Consider the following 14,946-nt stretch of genomic DNA (forward strand, 5'->3'; position numbering starts at 1 on the left):
ACATATTGGGGCGATTAGCTCAGCTGGTTCAGAGCACCTCGTTTACACCGAGGGGGTCGGGGGTTCGAACCCCTCATCGCCCACAGAAAGACAAACAAAGCCATTGGATTCCAATGGCTTTGTTATTTTAAATAAACTTATAGTAACAGTTACACTCTCTTTTAGGTTTAATCGGTTACTTTTAAATGCTGAATTTGCCCTTCAGCAATATCAAAGTGAAATTTTAGCGTGATAGGGCTTCCTGGAAATGTTCCTGAACATTCTGCAGTTAAGATGCTTGTTGTGCCGCTTTCGTTATATTCCAGTGGCTTCATCACCGATTGGTAATTTTTATTTGAATGATCAATCCATTGCTCAATTTCAATTCTTCCTCTATGCATTTTGCCTTCGTCAAACACTACAGCTGTTTCTGAAAACAGATTGGCATACGTCACAGCGTTAAATTCGTTCTGTGCTTTAATTAAGTCTGCTACTACTTTTGGTAAGTTCATGGTCATTATTTTTTAAGATTATTAAATTGTTGGTACAGTACCGCCATCGATTACATATTCAGCTCCTGATAAATAACTGGCTCTAGGAGAAACAAGAAAACCAACTAATTCAGCTACTTCTTCCGGCTCAGCGGGTCTGCCGTATGGTATTCCGCCCAATGCATCCATTACACCTTGCTGTGCTTCTTCTATAGTGCTATTGGCGTTTCTTGCAATCTCAGCTAACCAAGCTTTCGATGCTCCCGTATTGATCCATCCAGGAGAAACAGTAAGCACCCGAACACCTTTAGGTGAAACTTCATTCGATAAACTTTTACTATAGTTTCTTAATCCTGCTTTTGCAGCCGCATAAGGCAAAGTGGAGTCATACAGTGGCAGTATTCCTTGGATAGAAGCTATATGGATAATAACTCCGTTTTTTCGATCTATCATTTGAGGTAAAAACCCTCTGTCCAGTCGAACCGGAGCAAGCAAATTAGCCTGTATTGTTGATTCCCAATCTTCATCAGATAATGCAGTAAAGCCACCGGCAGGTGTTGTTGAGGAACCAAGATTGTTCACCAAGATGTCAAGCCTTCCATAAGCCGACAGCACTTCGCTGACCACTTTTTGCGTTCCTTCTGCTTTACTCAAGTCAGACGGAATGAAATGAAGTTTATTGTTTTCTTTTTCCGGTGCGTTCCTTGCAGTGATAATAACTGTTGCTCCAGCTTGTAGCAGTCTTTCTGCAATGGCTCTTCCGGCTCCTTTTGTGCCTCCTGTTACTAAGGCAATCTTACCTGATAACTCATTCTGATAATCCATATGGTATGGTATTTTAAATTTCTATTGTACAAATCTCGGAAGTATGTTATTTACTCACAATTAAGGAGTTACGATTCATGGAGGGATAAATTATTCCCCTATTGTACATATAGGAACATAGGATTACTTTTGTACTATGTATGAAAGAAAAATAAAACCGAACTTAAACTGCGGGCTTGACCTAATAGGTGAAGTTCTTTATGGCAAATGGAAGATACGTTTGCTTTGGTTTATTAATGAAGGTCATAAAAGACCAAGTGAATTGCAGCGTAAAATACCGGATGCTTCACGCAGGGTTTTAAATATTCAGCTGAAGGAGTTAGAGCAACATGAACTTGTCTCAAAAATTATTTACCCTGTTGTGCCTCCTAAAGTCGAATATAATCTCACAGATTTTGGAAAAACACTAATTCCTGTAATTTCAGCTATTGGAAATTGGGGAGAGGAGCATGAAGAACGTTTACGATCACTTATTTTAAAAAGTTTAGATTAAATTAAGATGTAGAAAAACTGATACTCATTTTGTTTTACTGTCAGTTAAATATATCTAGATTGAGGAAGAAATATAATACTTTGTATCGAGCATTTATAACTTTTTAGCATTGTATTGAACTACACACCAAAGAACACAGATGGAATACAAAATAATAAAACCGCATAAAGATTTAAATCCCTTTATTCATTTCTATTGGGAACTGAAGGGGAACAATGTTGAAACCCAAAGGGAACGGGTTTTTCCAGATGGCTGTGCTGGTATACTAATAAATTTGGGAGATACTTGTTTGACAGACAACGGCTCGGTTTCTATGGAGTTTGGAAAAACCTATATAGTCGGTGCAATGAATTCATTCAAAGACAGTTTTATTAAGAGCGATACACATTTGTTAGGTGTATGCCTAAAACCTGCAACTTTTGCTAATTTCTATAGTTATGCTTCGCAAAACGAGTTGACCAACAACACCATTGAATTTGAAAAATACAATGCATTTGATATTAATAAAATATGTGACACCCCATTTTATTATTTTGACCATTTCTATTCTAAAAGAGTAAAGAGCAAACACAATCAATTACAGCCAGTTATCAATGATATACATTCAACAAACGGGCAAATTAGCATTTACGAACTATCAAAAAAAAACTTCACAACCGTAAGACAACTCGAGCGAAATTTTAAAAAACATATTGGATTATCACCAAAAGAATATTCAAATATTATTCGATTTCAGAATGCTTTACGTTTGATCAGAAATTCCAAACAAGATAGGAGCTTATTGGATATAGCTTTTGAATGTGGGTACTATGATCACTCACACCTTAGTAATGAAATCAAACGTAATACCGGACTTTCGCCGTCACTTCTTTAATTTGTCGCTTTTTTACAAAGTATAATTGTCTGTCAAAAAATAAATTTGCAGAAACGTTAAATTTAAACCAGATGCGAAAAATATCACTTTTCATTGCAATGAGCTTAGACGGTTACATTGCAAAACCAAATGATGATCTAAGTTTCCTGAAACTTGTAGATAAAGAAGGAGAAGATTATGGCTATTTTGAATTTATATCCAATATTGACACAATAATTATTGGTAGAAGAACCTATGATTATGTATTAAAAGAGATTGGCTCATCTCATTACGACAACGGACAAAGAGATGTTTATGTCATGACAAGAACTGCAAGACCACAGGTGGGGAGAACAATCTTCTATACAGGAAACATAAGCGAATTAGTTAAACGATTAAAGTCTGAAAATGGAAAGAATATATATTGTGACGGGGGAGCTGAAATAATAAATGAACTACTGAAGCACGACTTAATAGATGAATTTAAAATTTCGGTTATCCCAATTTTATTAGGTAACGGAACAAGACTTTTTAAGGACGGAAGACCTGAACAAATACTTGAGTTCGTAACAGTAAAATCATTTGAAATGGGATTAACGCAATTAGAGTACAAACGAAAAAAATAAACAACGAACTGTATACATATTTTGGGCCGAAACGTAAAATTCTGGAGGGATCCTTCGGTTGATGTTTTTTGCTCTAGTTGAAAGTTTCTGCTTAGATTCCTTGCCAAGACATAAAGCCCCAGAGCTTCACCACTTATTTTATATTTTCAAAAATGTCAAAATCGGCACAACATGTTCTATTGCATTCCCTGACAGCCCACAGCAAAACCAACAAGCCATTGATTTCAATTTGCTAAAATCGTTTTATAAATACTTCCGCATATTCTCATTAAAATAGGTAAAACCATTTTTGAGAAACAAAGCTCCGGCATTTTCATTCATTGTCCAATGGTTAAGCCTGATTTGATTAGTGTCATTTTCCTTTGCAAATTCTTCAGCTTTTTGTAGTAAGGCAGTTGCTATTCCTCTGCCACGGAAGTCTTTAAGGGTTCCAATCTGGTCTATAATTAAAAAATGCTGCGCATACTGAAATGGGTTTTCCGGGAGCTCTTTAATAAAGAGTAATATATAACCTACCGGTTTATTGTCAAAGTAAGCAATAAATGCATATCCGCTATTGTTAAGCGCCTCTTTGTAAAACGGCAATACTGCATCTTTATCATACTGTTTAAATACATCGGGATAAAGCAAATGATGATGTTCCTGTACTTCCCTGTTCAGGGATGCCAGTAACTCATAGTCGTGGGTTTGATGAATATGTATCATTAATAAAAATCCCGCAAAAGCGGGATAAGTTAGTTGTTATTTATGATGCAGCGCCTGTACTTACGCTGCTGTCAATTTTCTTAACCAACCCTTGTAATACATTACCTGGGCCAACTTCAATAAATTCAGTTGCACCATCGGCTACCATGTTTTGCACGCTTTGCGTCCATTTAACGGGGGCGGTTAGCTGCTTTATAAGGTTTTGCTTTATTTCATCGGGAGCTGTTACCGCTGTTGCAGTTACATTCTGGTACACCGGGCAGACAGGCTGCTTAAAAGTAGTTGCTTCTATAGCGGCTGCAAGTTCTTCACGGGCAGGCTCCATCATAGGGGAGTGGAAGGCACCGCCAACAGGCAGTATCAGGGCACGCTTAGCCCCGGCAGCCTTAAGGGCCTCGCAGGCACGCTCTACAGCAGGTGTTTCGCCTGAAATTACCAGTTGCCCCGGGCAATTATAGTTTGCCGCAACAACCACGCCTTCTGTAGCTTCGCAAATATCTTCAACGGTCTTATCATCAAGATTAAGCACCGCAGCCATTGTAGAAGGTGTTATTTCGCAAGCCTTCTGCATAGCCATCGCACGTTGCGATACCAGTTTAAGGCCATCTTCAAAAGTCATGGCTCCGGCAGCAACAAGTGCCGAAAATTCACCAAGCGAATGGCCCGCTACCATATCCGGCTTAAAGCTGTCCCCAAGTGTTTTTGCCAGGATAACCGAGTGTAAAAATACCGCAGGCTGTGTTACTTTCGTCTGCTTTAGTTCGTCAGCCGTACCTTCAAACATTATATCGGTTATACGGAATCCTAATATATCATTAGCCTGTTCAAAAAGCGCTTTTGCTTCGGCTGAGTTTTCATATAAATCTTTACCCATTCCGCTAAACTGGGCGCCCTGCCCCGGAAATACATAAGCTTTTTTCATATCTTCAATGTTAGTTTGTATTAGCAAAAATAGCTTTTTTTAATGTAGTACCAATTTTTGCTAAAAATGTAACAATGTCTTACTTTTAGATACCAATACTATAAATAGCAAACCATGAAACGTTCCGTAATAATCATTACAGTTTTATTTTATATTTTTTGTGTAGTATATTTAGGTATGCCGGTGCTTCAATACGGCTTTGTCGGCCTGCCGTTTGCACTGTTGGGGTTAGTGTTGTTGGTAGCTTTGCTTACGCTGCAGACAGAAACACGCAACAAAAAAACTACATTTAAGTTTTTCCCTGCCCACCGCATTTTGGGCTTACTTATACTGGTGCTTCTCACCTATGTAACCATAGTGCCTTTTATAACATCTTCACCAATGCTGTATGCGAAAGATTACAGACAGTTGATAGGAGAGGTAAAAGACGGTAAAGAGATATCAGACCACATTGCGCCACTCGCCATTAATAAGGTGCGCGTGGTAGATGAAAGGCTTGCTTATCTTTTAGGCGAAAAAATACTGGGCTCTGACCCAGCTTTGGGTAGTAAAACGGAGTTAGGGCACTTTACTATCCAGAAAGTGGGAGACGAGTTATACTGGGTGGCGCCCCTGCTGCACAGCGGTTTTTTTAAATGGATTAATAACAGTGAGGGTACTGATGGCTATGTACTTGTTTCTGCCACAAATGAGCGTAATGTAAAGCTGGTACAGTCGCTTAACGGTAAGCCCTTGAAAATTAAATACCAGAGCGAGGCTTTTTTTATGAGCCAGATGGAACGCTACCTGTACTTTAACGGATATGCTACTGCCGGCCTGGACGATTATACATTCGAGATTGACGACGAAGGCAAGCCGTACTGGGTAGTTACCAAATATGAAAAACGGGTAGGCTTTGGCGGAAATGATGCCGTTGGTGTGGTAACGCTTGATGCCCAAACGGGAGAAATAGTCGAATATCCTGTAGATAAAACACCTGCCTGGGTAGACCGCATACAACCACAGGAATTTATAGAGGAGCAATTAAATGATTGGGGGGAATATGTGCACGGCTATTGGAATTTTGCTAATGAAAACAAGTTACAGATAACCGAAGGGTTAACACTGGTATATGGTGAGAACGGCACGCCATACTGGTACACCGGGCTTACATCTGTAGGGAAAGATGAATCGGCGGTGGGGTTTGTGCTTGTAGATACCCGCACAAAAGAAACCACATATTACCACCAAAGCGGCGCAACCGAATATGCAGCACAACGCTCAGCAGAGGGTAAAGTTCAGGAGAAAGGGTATACTGCTTCGTTACCCGTGCCTTATACTATTAATGGTATACCTACTTATGTAATGACACTTAAAGATGGTGGCGGGCTTGTAAAAATGTATGCTATGGTAGCTATTAACGACTACACTATTGTGGGTGTAGGTAATACTATGGGAGAAACCATGATGGCATATAAAAATGTGTTCAATATGTCTGACAGCCGTATTAATCCACAGTCGGCAAGTGACAGGAATCAGCTTAATACTGTTGTAGAGCGCATACAAAGCGATATAAAGAACGGTAACAGCTTTTATTACTTTACGGTAAATGGCTCGACAAAAATATTTGTAGGCTCATCAGTGCTTTCTAACGAGTTACCTGTAACAAGGGTAGGCGACAGCATCAGTATTTCTTTTGATACGGATACAGAGGAGGTAATAAATGTTTCAAGTTTCGATAACCTGAATATGGGAAGTAAAAAGAAATAGGGATGCGCTAAGTTATTGAATTATATCCTCAGTTACTGTACTGGTTGATGATAATGTCAAAATAATCAGTGCTGTACATAGGCATCATCGAGTAAAAGAACTTTTCGCGCTCTTCTGCCAGTGTTGGCGGTGAGGCTACTTTAAGGTCTTTCTCAAGAATTTTCCATATAAGCTCCGTGCAATACAGTTCATTATCATCATCAAATTTACCATTATGGTCAAAAGGGATTTTTTGAGAGAGATAATATTTGGCACGTTCGGCAATTTTTCCGCCGCAAACAGTGTCGGCATGTTTGGTGCGTGTCACAATAATTTTTTCAGGCGCGCAGTATAGCAGGAAATCCTGTAGGGATTGTTTTTGTATGCCATCAAAATCACTCACATCAGAAGAAAGGGAATGGATAACAAAAAGGTCACCATTCTCTTTTATGATTATTCCGGCATGGGTAACGTCAATGTCACCGTCATTTAAATGCTCTGATACATAATCGCTGAAAAAGCCAAAGCCCCTTCGCAGTATAAAATCGCCTTCCTGTATCAGGCTAATCTCTTCATTACTAAGGCGCGTAATGCTCCTGTTTTTAGTTTGTTCCCGTATTTCAGACTTATGGTCGAGCCAGAAAAAACATTTGTAGGCAGCGGCTGAAAAACAAAAAAACATTACCAGCCAAAAAAGAAACTTTTTCATCGGTAATGTTTTTAAGTTATACAAGAGGTAAAAGCTTACTGGATGCTGTCGCCTTCCATCATTTCCATATCGCCTTCCATCTCCATATCGCCTTCGCCTTCAGCGCCTGCAGGAGCGTTACCTTCTTTGTTCATGCTTTCTTTATCAATAGAAACTTTCCACTCATCGTCAATCTTGGCAAGTGTAATTTCTTTTTCTTCAGCAGTAGCGGCATCCTGTCCTTCTTCTGTTTCTTTATACTTAACAGTAGCTTTGTCGCCTGCTTCGTTTACTTCAGATGAAATGATATCAATATTTACTTTTTTGTCTTTAAGCTGTTCTTTTTGGTCTCCGGCAAGGTTTTCTGCCATAGTTAAAAGCGAACCTGTAGGCTCATCGGCATATTTTTTTGCCTCTTCAAATTCACCTTTGCTTACATGCTGTAAAAAGCTTTTAGCTACGCCTTCCGGCCCGCTGCCACCAGAGCATGATACGAATAATGACATAGACATTACTGCCAAGAAAAGCATTAGTGGATTTCTTTTAAAAGATTTTCTCATAATTGTTTGATGTTAAAGTTTCGGTAAAAATAGGATTATTTTATTGCGGATAACCCAATGGCGAAATTATTTATCAACTATTTTGAGGAAACACATACCAGTGCTGCCGCTGCCTTTGCTTTTTGGGTAACAGTATCTGCCGCTGTTTGCAGTGTGTCATAGGTTAGCGCAACACCCATCCGGCGGTATGGCCTTGTTGTGGGTTTACCGAATATCCTGAAATCGGTTTTTGGCAGGGCAGCAATCGCTTCAAGACCTGTATAAAACGGGTTTTCTCCCTTCTCAGATGCCAGTATAACAGCGCTTGCGCCGGTGCGCTCTAAAGTTATTTCTGCAATGGGCAGGCTTAGTATGGCACGCAGGTGTAACTCGAACTCATTAAAGTTTTGCGTGCCTGCCAGTGTTACCATACCTGTATCGTGCGGGCGAGGTGATAGCTCACTGAAATATACTCCTTCGTCCGTCAGGAAAAACTCAACTCCAAAAATACCTGCACCGCCAAGCGCTTCTGTCACTTTGCGTGCCATATCCTGCGCTTCGGCTATGTCTTTATCCGATACCTGTGCGGGCTGCCAGCTTTCCTGATAGTCTCCGCGCTCCTGCCTGTGGCCTATAGGCGGGCAAAAAAGCGTAGGGTTATTGTTCTGGGTTACAGTAAGCAGTGTAATCTCTGAATTGAAGTTAACAAAGGCTTCTACAATAACTTCAGTAACGTCTCCACGTGAGCCTTCTACGGCATACTGCCAGGCTTTCTCTATATCGGCTTCACTTTTTATAGTGCTTTGCCCTTTACCCGAAGATGACATTAAGGGTTTAACCACACAAGGAATGCCTACTGCCGCAACGGCGTCTTTTAATTCAGCCGCTGAGGTGGCATAGCGGTAATTAGCCGTGCGCAGACCAAGTTCTTTTGCAGCAAGGTCGCGTATGGCTTTGCGGTTCATGGTAAAGTTAGCCGCCTTAGCCGATGGCACAACGGTTATACCCTGTTTTTCGTAATCATAAAAACGTTCTGTTCTTATAGCTTCTATTTCGGGTACTATAAAATCGGGTTTATGCTTTTCTACAACAGCATCAAGCGCGGTGCCATCCAGCATGTTTATAACTTCAAACCCATGAGCTACCTGCATTGCCGGCGCATTTGCATAACTATCTACCGCAATAACTTTTTGTCCCAAACGCTGTGCGGCAATAACAAATTCTTTTCCAAGCTCTCCTGAGCCTAATAGTAATATCTTTTTTTGCATCGTTGTGTTGTTGAGGTTAAATTAAAAGGGGCTGTCTCAAAAGTACTTTTATCAGTACTTTGTCATTCCGACGATAGGAGGAATCTTAACGAAATCAACCATTTAAGATTCTTCACTCGCTATCGCTTCGTTCAGAATGACACTTTTGAGACAGCCCCCCGTTATTAAGTCTTACTCTGTAACTGCAGCTTTTATCCTTTGCAGGGCTTCTTTAAGCTGCTCTTCGCTTGTGGCATATGATATGCGGATGCAGTCGGGGTTACCAAAGGCATCACCTGTAACGGTAGCTACATTAGCATGCTCTAACAGGTACATTGAAAAGTCATCGGCATTATTTATAGTCATGCCTTTAAGCGTTTTGCCGAAGTAGTAGGAAATATCAGGGAAAACATAAAATGCACCTTCGGGTATATTGTTCTTAAAGCCGGGAATATCGTTCATCAGGTTAATCACCAAGTCCCTGCGGCTGTGGAAAGCCTCAACCATATGCCCCAGTACTTTAGGGTCGGCATCTACGGCGGCTATGGTGGCACGCTGGGCGATACTGTTTGCACCGCTCGTTACCTGCCCCTGCATTTTAGTGCAGGCCTTGGCAATAAATTCAGGAGCGCCAATATAGCCAATGCGCCATCCGGTCATGGCAAATGCTTTGGCAACTCCGTTTACGGTTATGGTCTTATCAAACATTCCCGGTATGGCGCCTATACTGAACGAACCACCTGAAAAATTAATGTGCTCATAAATCTCATCTGATACTACGTAAATGTCGTGCTTCTTTAAAACCTCGCAAAGCGATGTTAGCTCTGCCTCGCTGTAAACCGAACCACTCGGGTTGCACGGCGAGCTGAACCACATCATTTTTGTTTTTGGCGTAATGGCTTTCTCAAGCTGTTCAGCAGTCATTTTAAAGTCGGTTTCTACCGATGTAGGCACTACAACCGGCACACCGCCCGAAAGCTTTATCATTTCATAATAACTAACCCAATAAGGTGCAGGCAGTATAACCTCGTCACCATCATTAAGCATTACCTGCGCAATATTGTAGAGGGACTGCTTGGCTCCTGTAGAAACCACAATTTGAGATGGTTTGTAATCAAGGCCGTTATCCCTTTTAAACTTGCGGCAAATAGCTTCTTTTAAATCCATGTAGCCATCAACGGGAGGGTAAGTGCTGTAGTTATCGTCTATAGCCTGTTTTGCGGCTTCTTTTATAAAATCGGGTGTATTAAAATCAGGCTCGCCAAGGCTAAGGCTTATAATGTCTTTGCCCTGTGCTTTAAGTTCCCTGGCTTTTGCAGCCATGGCAAGTGTTTGTGAAGTAGCTAAATTATTGATCCTGTCTGATAGCACATTCATAATTGGTGTGTTGAGTTTTATTGGTTGTATTATTAGTTAATTGCAGGTTTCATGCCCAGTTCTTTAAGGTGCCTGAAGTGTGCGGCAACAGCCTCGCGCATTGTTTTAAACTCATGGTAGGGCAGGTTATGCTCACGCGCTGTTTGTTTTACTATTTCAGCTATTTTGCTGTAGTGTACATGGCTTATATGCGGAAAGATATGGTGCTCTATCTGGTGGTTTAGGCCGCCTGTAAACCAGTTTACAATCCTGTTTTTAGGAGCAAAATTTGCAGTAGTATACAATTGGTGTATTGCCCATGTGTTGGCCATTTCACCATTTTCGTCTGGTAGCGGGTTCGCTGTTTCTTCAACCACGTGTGCCAACTGGAAAACAATACTTAATATTAACCCTGCGGTATAGTGCATAACAAAAAAGCCGATAAGCACCTTCCACCAGGTAATGCCAAGCAGCATCGGTACAACCAGCCATACCAGAGCATATAGCAATTTGGTTATTACCAGTACTGTCCACTGTTTTACAGGGCTGCGGAACTCGCCATAAGAAAGCCCTTTTTTAATATAACGGCGCATTTGCTTAATATCGGTAGTTATAGCCCAGTTAAAGGTTAATAACCCATACAGGAAAACCGAATAATAATGCTGGAATTTATGGAACCTCCTCCATTGGGCAGTATGTGTAAAGCGGATAATGCGCCCTGCATCAAGGTCTTCATCGTGCCCGTGTATGTTGGTATAGGTGTGGTGCAACACGTTGTGCTGAACCTGCCAGTTGTAAACATTCCCGGCAAGCAGGTACATACTGCTGCCCATTATTTTATTAAGCCATGTTTTGCTTGAGTAAGAGCCGTGATTGGCATCGTGCATAACATTCATGCCAATACCTGCCATGCCCACGCCCATTACTATGGTAAGCAGCAATTGTGCCCATACGGGTATGTTGAGCGTAAGCAGTATAAAGTAAGGTGCCAGCAGGGCAGAAAACATGACAAATGCTTTCAGGTGCAGCTTCCAGTTACCGGTCTTTTTTATATTATTTTCTTTAAAATATTCGTTGACACGTTTATTTAATGTCCTGAAAAATTTCAGGGAGTCGGTTTTCGAAAAAACGGGGGGATTTATATTCATATAGTATTCAAAATCTTAAGAGTCCAAAGTTAATTATTATCGGGTTTGCAACCATCACAATTAGGGCAATTTCTTTTTTGAAATGCTTACTTTTGTGCAAAATATGCACACATGGAAGAAATACTGAAGCAGTTCCCTAATCTTACGGAAAAGCAAAAGCAACAGTTTGAAATGCTTGGCCCGCTGTACAGCGAGTGGAACGCCAAAATAAATGTTATTTCGCGCAAGGATATAGAGGAACTATATACCCGCCATGTGCTGCACTCGCTTGGTATTGCAAAAGTAATGCCGTTTAAGCCCGGTGCAAGGGTTATGGATGTGGGTACCGGGGGTGGCTTTCCTGGCATACCGCTTGCCATACTATTCCCTGAAACCGAATTTTATCTTATAGATATTATTGCCAAAAAGATAAAAGTAGTGCAGGAAGTTGCAAACGCCCTGGGTTTAACCAATCTAAAAGCTGAGCAAAAACGCGCCGAAACCGTTAAAGGCGGATTCGATTTTATTGTGAGCCGTGCCGTTACCAATATGCCCGACTTTGTAAAGTGGGTGAGGGGTAAGGTAAAGAAAGACCAGAACCACGATTTGCCAAACGGAATATTGTACCTGAAAGGCGGTGACCTTACCGAAGAACTTCAGGTGTTCCAGAGGGTGACGCTTTATAATTTATCAGATTATTTTACCGATGAATTTTTTGAGACGAAAAAAGTGGTGCACTTGGCTATGAAATATAAGGTTTAGTATTGGCTTTTTTACTGCTGATTAATGCTAAAGTAATTACATTAAAACATGTTAAGCCACAAATTAGGCTAATGCCATAATAATACGTTTGATAACTGTCAATCATGTAGAGAAGAAGCGCAGTTATTGCGCAGGCAAATAGTATAGACAACAGCAGTTTTTTGGTAAGATTGATTTTGTAAAGACCGTATAGCAGAATTAAAAGCAGAGCAGCATATAGCATAGCTACTACTATATAAATAAAATTGTCGATGTTAATACCTGCAATCATTACTACAATCACAAACATTATCCCAGTAATGAAAATAAAGGCGAAGGATTTAACAACTTGCCAAATACTGACCTTCGAAAGAAATGTTGTGCTTAAAGCTAAATATAAGCAGTGTATAGTGTAGGTTTGGATAATTTGCCTTTTAAAAATTGTGTTTTCAAGATAACTTGTAAAGTAAATCAGGAAGGCACTCAAGATTACAGTGATAAGAACTAGAGTCCATTTATTCATAGATTAAAACTATTTCAACCGTTCCAGCACACCTTTCCGTTTTACAATGTTCTTGTAATCCCATTGTATGTCACGAGCTTTTTCAAGCCAGCGTTGCAGGTCGGTAGTGTTAATTTGGCTCACATCAGTATAGCGCTTTTCGGCAGCTTTAAACTTGCCTTCGTTTTGCATTTCCGGCTCGTTAAACGATTGCCCGCTCCAAAACAATAGCCTTACGCTGTCTTTTAACTTGCTGTAACCTGCAACAGGGTTACCGTCTAAAAACCAAACGGGGTGGGCATGCCATATTTTGCTTTCTGCTTCGGGCAGGGCCTTATCTATTTCTTTGTACAGAAGGTCGCATATAGATTTGTTGCTGTCGGTTTGTTGGTTGTTGTAGTCTTCAATAGTTTGCATAACAATGGATTTACAGCTAAGATATAAAAAAAGCTCCTGTATTGCAGGAGCTTATCTGTATGTGGATTATCCTAAGAAAGGATACCTGTAATCTGTTGGCGGAACAAATGTTTCCTTGATTGTTCTTGGCGATACCCAGCGCAATAGGTTAAGCACGCTCCCGGCCTTATCGTTCGTGCCTGATGCCCTTGCGCCACCAAACGGCTGCTGGCCTACAACGGCACCTGTAGGCTTATCGTTAATATAGAAGTTACCTGCGCAGTTTTCAAGTGCTTTGGTAGCCTGCTCTATAGCATAGCGGTCCTGACTGAAAATAGCGCCTGTTAAAGCATATGGCGATGTTTCATCTACCAGTTTAAGGGTTTCTTCCCATTTAGTGTCATCATAAACATGAACTGTAAGTACAGGGCCAAACAGCTCTGTGCACATGGTGTCATATTTTGGGTTAGATGTCTCTATAACAGTTGGCTCTATAAACCAGCCTTTTGATTTATCATAACCGCCACCCACAACAATTTCGGCGTCATTTGCTTTTTTAGCGGCATCAATATAAGAAGCCAGTTTATCAAAAGAACCTTCGTGTATAACCGCCGAAACAAAGTTGCTCATATCTTCGGTAGAACCCATTTTCATCGACTTAACGTCTTTTACCAAAAGTTCTTTTACCTCAGGCCAAATTGATTTTGGAATGTATGCTCTTGAAGCAGCCGAACATTTCTGCCCCTGGTATTCAAAAGCACCGCGCGAAAGTGCTGTAGCCACCTGTGCCGGTATAGACGACGGGTGCGCCAGAACAAAGTCTTTACCCCCCGTTTCGCCCACTATGCGCGGATAGGTTTTATATTTATTAATGTTTTGCCCAATCTTGCCCCATATACCGTTAAATACGGCAGTAGAGCCGGTATAATGTACACCTGCAAAATCGGCATGGTCAAATACAGTATCACTTATTTCGGCTGCGTTGCCCTGCACCATGTTAATAACACCGTCAGGCAGTCCGGCAAGTTTAAATACTTCCATTATTACGTTGGCGCTAAGCATCTGGCTGGCGCTTGGCTTCCATACCACCACATTACCCATCATGGCAGGGCTTGCCGGCAGGTTACCTGCAATGGCAGTAAAGTTAAATGGTGTTATGGCGTATATAAAGCCTTCCAGCGGGCGGTACTCCATACGGTTCCAAATACCGTCAGACGATACAGGCTGCTCGGCATAAATCTGGGTCATGAACTCTACGTTAAAACGAAGGAAGTCTATAAACTCGCAAGCGGCATCAATTTCTGCCTGATGTACCGTTTTAGCCTGGCCTATCATGGTGGCGGCATTAATTTTTGCCCTGTAAGGCCCTGCAATAAGCTCGGCAGCCTTAAGGAAGATAGAAGCGCGGTGTTCCCACGAAAGGGATGCCCATTTTGTGCGGGCTTCAAGTGCTGATTTTATAGCTTTTTCCACGTGGCTTACATCGCCTTCATGGTATTTCCCTACCGATTTTTTATGGTCAAAAGGAGGATTGATGTCCCTTGTCTTTCCGGTACGTATTTCTTCGCTGCCAATGTACAGGGGTACATCAACAGTGCTGTTATACATTTCCTTAAAAGCGGCAGCTACCTGCTCTCTTTCTTTGGTTCCCGGGGCGTATGATAGTACGGGCTCATTATAAGCTTCCGGCACATTATAAATTCCTTTTGGCATACTGTAAAAGTTTTA

16 protein-coding genes and 1 tRNA gene are annotated in these 14,946 nt (G+C 41.1%); 6 read left to right on the forward strand and 11 right to left on the reverse strand.

Annotated elements, in window-relative coordinates; translation table 11 throughout:
• The first annotated feature begins 8 nt into the window (after positions 1–8).
• A tRNA-Val gene (locus KJK34_RS05205) sits at positions 9–83 on the forward strand.
• Positions 84–167: 84 nt separating this feature from the next.
• Here KJK34_RS05205 and KJK34_RS05210 read toward each other — a convergent pair.
• Complete coding sequence (locus KJK34_RS05210) at positions 168–491, reverse strand: nuclear transport factor 2 family protein (RefSeq protein WP_223052811.1); 324 nt, start codon at positions 489–491, stop codon at positions 168–170.
• Between the two features lie 21 nt (positions 492–512).
• Positions 513–1,295: an SDR family oxidoreductase gene (locus tag KJK34_RS05215; RefSeq protein ID WP_223052812.1), complete on the reverse strand. Its 783-nt coding sequence runs from the start codon at positions 1,293–1,295 to the stop codon at positions 513–515.
• Between the two features lie 136 nt (positions 1,296–1,431).
• On the opposite strand from KJK34_RS05215, the gene KJK34_RS05220 reads away from it, so the two are divergent.
• From KJK34_RS05220 to KJK34_RS05230, 3 genes are all read left to right on the forward strand, one after another.
• Positions 1,432–1,788 (forward strand): winged helix-turn-helix transcriptional regulator, encoded by a 357-nt coding sequence (locus KJK34_RS05220; RefSeq protein ID WP_223052813.1) that lies wholly within the window; start codon positions 1,432–1,434, stop codon positions 1,786–1,788.
• A 139-nt stretch (positions 1,789–1,927) separates the two neighbouring features.
• Positions 1,928–2,662 (forward strand): helix-turn-helix transcriptional regulator, encoded by a 735-nt coding sequence (locus KJK34_RS05225; RefSeq protein ID WP_223052814.1) that lies wholly within the window; start codon positions 1,928–1,930, stop codon positions 2,660–2,662.
• 71 nt (positions 2,663–2,733) lie between these two features.
• Positions 2,734–3,267 (forward strand): dihydrofolate reductase family protein, encoded by a 534-nt coding sequence (locus KJK34_RS05230; protein WP_223052815.1) that lies wholly within the window; start codon positions 2,734–2,736, stop codon positions 3,265–3,267.
• 243 nt (positions 3,268–3,510) lie between these two features.
• Here the strand turns inward: KJK34_RS05230 and KJK34_RS05235 are convergent, their stop codons facing one another.
• Positions 3,511–3,972, reverse strand: coding sequence for a GNAT family N-acetyltransferase (locus KJK34_RS05235; protein WP_223052816.1), 462 nt, complete (start codon positions 3,970–3,972; stop codon positions 3,511–3,513).
• Positions 3,973–4,012: 40 nt separating this feature from the next.
• Positions 4,013–4,894, reverse strand: a complete 882-nt coding sequence (gene fabD / locus KJK34_RS05240; protein WP_223052817.1) for an ACP S-malonyltransferase — start codon at positions 4,892–4,894, stop codon at positions 4,013–4,015.
• A gap of 114 nt (positions 4,895–5,008) precedes the next feature.
• On the opposite strand from fabD, the gene KJK34_RS05245 reads away from it, so the two are divergent.
• Complete coding sequence (locus KJK34_RS05245; protein WP_223052818.1) at positions 5,009–6,643, forward strand: hypothetical protein; 1,635 nt, start codon at positions 5,009–5,011, stop codon at positions 6,641–6,643.
• Positions 6,644–6,671: 28 nt separating this feature from the next.
• On the opposite strand, the gene KJK34_RS05250 is transcribed toward KJK34_RS05245, so the two are convergent.
• The 5 genes from KJK34_RS05250 to KJK34_RS05270 form a co-directional block, all read right to left on the reverse strand.
• A complete protein-coding gene (locus KJK34_RS05250) occupies positions 6,672–7,331 on the reverse strand; it encodes a YiiX/YebB-like N1pC/P60 family cysteine hydrolase (protein ID WP_223052819.1) in 660 nt (219 codons plus the stop codon).
• 35 nt (positions 7,332–7,366) lie between these two features.
• Positions 7,367–7,870 carry a DUF4878 domain-containing protein gene (locus KJK34_RS05255; RefSeq protein WP_223052820.1) on the reverse strand — a complete coding sequence of 168 codons (504 nt, stop codon included), beginning with the start codon at positions 7,868–7,870 and terminating at the stop codon, positions 7,367–7,369.
• Between the two features lie 77 nt (positions 7,871–7,947).
• A complete protein-coding gene (purT, locus tag KJK34_RS05260; RefSeq protein ID WP_223052821.1) occupies positions 7,948–9,117 on the reverse strand; it encodes a formate-dependent phosphoribosylglycinamide formyltransferase in 1,170 nt (389 codons plus the stop codon).
• A gap of 171 nt (positions 9,118–9,288) precedes the next feature.
• Positions 9,289–10,476: a pyridoxal phosphate-dependent aminotransferase gene (locus KJK34_RS05265; RefSeq protein ID WP_223053201.1), complete on the reverse strand. Its 1,188-nt coding sequence runs from the start codon at positions 10,474–10,476 to the stop codon at positions 9,289–9,291.
• A 29-nt stretch (positions 10,477–10,505) separates the two neighbouring features.
• Positions 10,506–11,600 carry a fatty acid desaturase family protein gene (locus KJK34_RS05270; protein WP_223052822.1) on the reverse strand — a complete coding sequence of 365 codons (1,095 nt, stop codon included), beginning with the start codon at positions 11,598–11,600 and terminating at the stop codon, positions 10,506–10,508.
• A 111-nt stretch (positions 11,601–11,711) separates the two neighbouring features.
• On the opposite strand from KJK34_RS05270, the gene rsmG reads away from it, so the two are divergent.
• The gene (gene rsmG / locus KJK34_RS05275) at positions 11,712–12,341 is read left to right on the forward strand and encodes a 16S rRNA (guanine(527)-N(7))-methyltransferase RsmG (protein WP_223052823.1); all 630 of its coding nucleotides are present in this window, start codon (positions 11,712–11,714) and stop codon (positions 12,339–12,341) included.
• 511 nt (positions 12,342–12,852) lie between these two features.
• On the opposite strand, the gene KJK34_RS05280 is transcribed toward rsmG, so the two are convergent.
• Positions 12,853–13,239 carry a DUF1801 domain-containing protein gene (locus KJK34_RS05280; RefSeq protein ID WP_223052824.1) on the reverse strand — a complete coding sequence of 129 codons (387 nt, stop codon included), beginning with the start codon at positions 13,237–13,239 and terminating at the stop codon, positions 12,853–12,855.
• 66 nt (positions 13,240–13,305) lie between these two features.
• Positions 13,306–14,931: an L-glutamate gamma-semialdehyde dehydrogenase gene (gene pruA, locus KJK34_RS05285; RefSeq protein ID WP_223052825.1), complete on the reverse strand. Its 1,626-nt coding sequence runs from the start codon at positions 14,929–14,931 to the stop codon at positions 13,306–13,308.
• Positions 14,932–14,946 lie beyond the last annotated feature (15 nt).

Origin of the sequence: Flavobacterium coralii, from assembly GCF_019891545.1 — a bacterium.
Classification (GTDB): Bacteria; Bacteroidota; Bacteroidia; order Flavobacteriales; family Flavobacteriaceae; genus Flavobacterium; species Flavobacterium coralii.

What these genes read in the sequence shown, in the direction of transcription:
- KJK34_RS05235 (WP_223052816.1), bottom strand. Translation starts at nt 3,972, where the DNA reads ATGATACATATTCATCAAACCCACGACTATGAGTTACTGGCATCCCTG.
- KJK34_RS05230 (WP_223052815.1), top strand. Translation starts at nt 2,734, where the DNA reads ATGCGAAAAATATCACTTTTCATTGCAATGAGCTTAGACGGTTACATT.
- KJK34_RS05280 (WP_223052824.1), bottom strand. Translation starts at nt 13,239, where the DNA reads ATGCAAACTATTGAAGACTACAACAACCAACAAACCGACAGCAACAAA.
- fabD (WP_223052817.1), bottom strand. Translation starts at nt 4,894, where the DNA reads ATGAAAAAAGCTTATGTATTTCCGGGGCAGGGCGCCCAGTTTAGCGGA.
- pruA (WP_223052825.1), bottom strand. Translation starts at nt 14,931, where the DNA reads ATGCCAAAAGGAATTTATAATGTGCCGGAAGCTTATAATGAGCCCGTA.
- KJK34_RS05220 (WP_223052813.1), top strand. Translation starts at nt 1,432, where the DNA reads ATGTATGAAAGAAAAATAAAACCGAACTTAAACTGCGGGCTTGACCTA.
- KJK34_RS05225 (WP_223052814.1), top strand. Translation starts at nt 1,928, where the DNA reads ATGGAATACAAAATAATAAAACCGCATAAAGATTTAAATCCCTTTATT.
- rsmG (WP_223052823.1), top strand. Translation starts at nt 11,712, where the DNA reads ATGGAAGAAATACTGAAGCAGTTCCCTAATCTTACGGAAAAGCAAAAG.
- KJK34_RS05270 (WP_223052822.1), bottom strand. Translation starts at nt 11,600, where the DNA reads ATGAATATAAATCCCCCCGTTTTTTCGAAAACCGACTCCCTGAAATTT.
- KJK34_RS05215 (WP_223052812.1), bottom strand. Translation starts at nt 1,295, where the DNA reads ATGGATTATCAGAATGAGTTATCAGGTAAGATTGCCTTAGTAACAGGA.
- purT (WP_223052821.1), bottom strand. Translation starts at nt 9,117, where the DNA reads ATGCAAAAAAAGATATTACTATTAGGCTCAGGAGAGCTTGGAAAAGAA.
- KJK34_RS05210 (WP_223052811.1), bottom strand. Translation starts at nt 491, where the DNA reads ATGAACTTACCAAAAGTAGTAGCAGACTTAATTAAAGCACAGAACGAA.
- KJK34_RS05245 (WP_223052818.1), top strand. Translation starts at nt 5,009, where the DNA reads ATGAAACGTTCCGTAATAATCATTACAGTTTTATTTTATATTTTTTGT.
- KJK34_RS05250 (WP_223052819.1), bottom strand. Translation starts at nt 7,331, where the DNA reads ATGAAAAAGTTTCTTTTTTGGCTGGTAATGTTTTTTTGTTTTTCAGCC.
- KJK34_RS05255 (WP_223052820.1), bottom strand. Translation starts at nt 7,870, where the DNA reads ATGAGAAAATCTTTTAAAAGAAATCCACTAATGCTTTTCTTGGCAGTA.